At 42.0% G+C, this 3,708-nt stretch carries 3 protein-coding genes; all 3 read right to left on the reverse strand.

Going from position 1 to position 3,708, the window contains the following annotated elements; translation table 11 throughout:
* Window positions 1–600 (reverse strand): RAMP superfamily CRISPR-associated protein (locus tag LDL35_RS14945; protein WP_304023940.1); only part of this gene is annotated, 600 nt, incomplete at its 3' end.
* Complete coding sequence (locus LDL35_RS14950; protein WP_304023943.1) at window positions 597–3,068, reverse strand: HD domain-containing protein; 2,472 nt, start codon at window positions 3,066–3,068, stop codon at window positions 597–599. The genes LDL35_RS14950 and LDL35_RS14945, both read right to left, overlap by 4 nt.
* A 1-nt stretch (window position 3,069) precedes the next feature.
* The coding region (gene cas6 / locus LDL35_RS14955) for a CRISPR system precrRNA processing endoribonuclease RAMP protein Cas6 (RefSeq protein ID WP_304023946.1) at window positions 3,070–3,708 on the reverse strand (639 nt) is incomplete at its 5' end.

Here is a 3,708-nt window from a genome sequence, read left to right on the forward strand (position 1 = left end):
CCCTCGTGACCGGTTCTTCCCAAGCCCGTACCAGGCCATGGCATGCAGGCTCGCCAGAAAAACCCGTTCTTCTTCATCAGTAAGACCGGTTCGTATGATAATATCTCCCGTAAAAACCGTACCTGAAGGAATGACCTCTTCAGAATACAGAGCATGCTCTTCTTTAACCTGGAACTCACGATTAATCATCACATGACTCCTTCGGAGAACATTCACTCCCTCTTCTTTCTTTGAAGGATAAAAATCAAGAACACGTAACTTCCCTTCACGAAAACCGCCTCCGCCGTCGGTATTGGGAACACCAAAGAGAGAACAGACAGGGCACCCATATCTCCCTGCTTTCACCTCATCACAAACCGTAATTTCATGGTCAGGTGAACAAGGATTTCCGGTAACGAAACACGATATCCCTGCAGAACCCCTCATAATCCGTTCTGCTTCACACCGCATCACTCCTTTCAGGTGGGTTGCCGGAATGTAAGGAATGCTCTTCCCTGACCTGTCCTGACACCGTGCAATCCGGATAAAAGATCCCATATTATTCCCGGTAGTATGAAATGGAGAGATAAAACAGAGATTAACCGTCCATATCTCCATCATTCCTCACCTCCTGCATGCCAGAGAAGGGGAACAACCATCTTAATCGCACCATGAATATTTCTCCCATGACCCCCCCGTTCAGCACTATTCACTATGTCAGCCATCAACCCGGCAGCGAGAATCCTCTCCATTACACCCTGCTGCTTCCGAAGGGCTGACGCATAATTATATTTGATAAAGTTTAGTTTCTCAAGAGCTGTATCACCACAGGTAATAAGATCACGAACCCCTGAACGGTTATCAGAATCAAGACCATCATGAATGATCTTCATCAGCATATCCATCTCATTCGTATCATCAGGAAGCACATAACAGGCATAATCTGAAGAAGGCATAGCTCCCTGCACCGCAATAAATGCAACTGCCCCGGCAGGCAGGTTTATTAAATTGAGTTTATCTGTAGTGCTCTTTTTTCTGAATGCCTCTTTTGCTTTTGATTCCATGGATCGAGCCCTGTCAAGCAGGAAATAGATGGGAAATTTATTATCTGCAATAGCTACACCACAGGAAATTGTAACCGTATGATAGTGATACGTGTCATATTGAGAACCATTGGTTAGGCTTTTATCAAAAGAAAATGCTTTAGCGACCCGGGTGATCAGGTCCTGACAGAATAGCAGTGCAGCTTTTGCATTCATGATAATCAATAGATCATCACCACCGTCATAAATGATATCAAAGCCACAGCTGGTTCCCGAAAACGACTCTCCATTCTCCTTAGGTTTTGGGTTATAAAGGAGCAATCTCTGTCTTGGATCTTTTTTATTCTGATCCGCTGCCATCAAATCCTCAAGACTCTCTCTGACAACACCCATAAAACGACGAGAAAACTGCTCACTCTTAAACGTATACTCCGCAGGTGTCAGAGTATGAGAAAAAAGTCGCCCCATCATGTTCCCGTCAATCGCAATAACCGCAATAGAATCCCCGATATCAGTCAATTCATGAGGGTATCGGAGATTATTCTCCCTGATAAAGGTAAATGGCCAGGGAGTAATTCTGCTGGTTCTCCCTCTCCTTGCCTCATCGCGTTGTATCCGCCCAAAATTCTCTTTTTTTGCACAAACCGAACAATAATTCTTTGTCTTACCTTCAATCTGAAGACTTCCGGTAATAAGACGGTTCCTGCAGGCATCACAGATCAGATCCTTTTTAGGAGGATGAATACTAGAGACAGAATATGGTTCTTGTTTTATCATATTCAGTTCATTCACGATACCTTTCAGGAAATCATAAAATGACCCTGCAAGATTCTTTAACGGTATCGTACCTGTCGTCACGGCAGCACGAAGTATCCCGTCACTTGCAAATGTGACCTTCTCTTCAGCCTTCTCCTTCATTCTATTCAGCCACGCTGCATTTGAAGGACAAAAAGCCAGAAGATTACCACCGTCAGAGAACAAAACAGCCTCATCTCCCAGATCCTCTGCAATCAACTTCTTGATATCCTGGAGAACATTCGAAACGATCTCACTCCCTCCACGAAGCATCGGTAATTTATCCGCTTCCATAATGAAGTCCTGGATCTGCATAATATCAAGGGAGAGATACCCGATTTTACCCCCTGGAAAAGACCAGTCCCCAAGAAATTCTCCAGGTCCACCCTGAACAACCGAATCTTTAAAAAGTATCCGGTATTTTTCATTCTCATTCTTCGGTCTGACTGGAACCGTTTTGTCCTGTTTATACCCCAATAGAATGGTATGGGGAGTTACCGAACAAGCATAATCACCGTCATTACAATTAATCTCATGAGGAAAAACGGGATCTTTAGAATAGATAACTAATTTTCCATCTTTTACCTCTCCGGAAACCTCATACTGACGATCAGCAGAAGAAGAGACTACATCTCCGGCATGAATGAATTTCTCAAGCCTTGTTGTTGCCTCTTTCGCATGATGTCTCCGGGCAAGGAGGGGAAGGACAGCATCAAGACCAAACCGTGAGACAAAGGAAGGATCTACTTTTGATAAAATCTCCCTGACAATCTCTTCAGTCAATGACACATGTTCATAAAATCTCACATTCTTTCGTTCAGAAGAAAAAGATCGAACCTTTCCTAAATCATGAAATAATGAACCAATTCGAACGAGAGCTACCAGATCCTCTTTCCTATACTGCCCTAATTGATCATTAGTCAGACCATACTCAGAAAGGGATATCCGGATAAACTGATCATCATCAAGTATCTTATCGACCAGTAAACAGACCGCAATAGCTGCAGTATTACGAAGATGATGATACAATGAACAGACAGGAAGCCTAGTATCCGAACAGACAGATTGTAAAAAATCATTCTGTTCTAATACTTTACTTATCCGGGTTGCAGCATCAGAAAGACTTTTTGATCCAAAAGAAGAAGCAATTTCATCAATGAGCAAACCTGTCTTCCCATCACTTTCATGACCGTATGTAATATCAGATCGGACTTTGGTAAACCAGTCCATAACTCCAATTCTTTCATTCATATTAGACCTCACATTTCATCATAAAACCACCAAAACCATACGTACTATGCTTACCAATCTGGAGATGAGACCCCATGTGAAGGATTTTTCCTGCTTCTGATGAAACAGTTGATGTATCGTAGAGAATATTTCCCGATATCCCTTTGAGTAAAATCCTTTTACCTTCCATGGATTTATGCGCAATTTGAACGGTTTTTATATCATAATCAAGAATTGGGGCATGAAGGCTCTTTAAATCTATTTCTGTTCGATACGGGTATGATTCTCTGGCATAAAATTTACAGACACGATTATATGCCCGAATCGAAGCAGAAAGAATATGAGATAATTCAGGAAGGATCTCCATCCTTTCATTCTTCTCAAGATATAAAGGAGAAAGGGACTGAATCCTTACTCTGTCACCCCATTCAAAAGAAGAAGGTTCAACCTTTCTGACCGATATCTCTTCCACTGAATAATGATGACCTTTAAAATGAACTGCATTTGAATGTTCATTTATTCTTGAAACAATTTCAGGGACAAATTCCTGCTTATTGCCATGCACTTTAATGAATCCCCGGATAAGATCTCCCGCTCGGAATGAAAGAAGTGAATACGGTTTTATATCGATTTTTTCCTTAAATACCATATTATATGGGCA

The sequence above is a fragment of the Methanospirillum hungatei genome (genome assembly GCF_020216685.1).
Classification (GTDB): Archaea; Halobacteriota; Methanomicrobia; order Methanomicrobiales; family Methanospirillaceae; genus Methanospirillum; species Methanospirillum hungatei_B.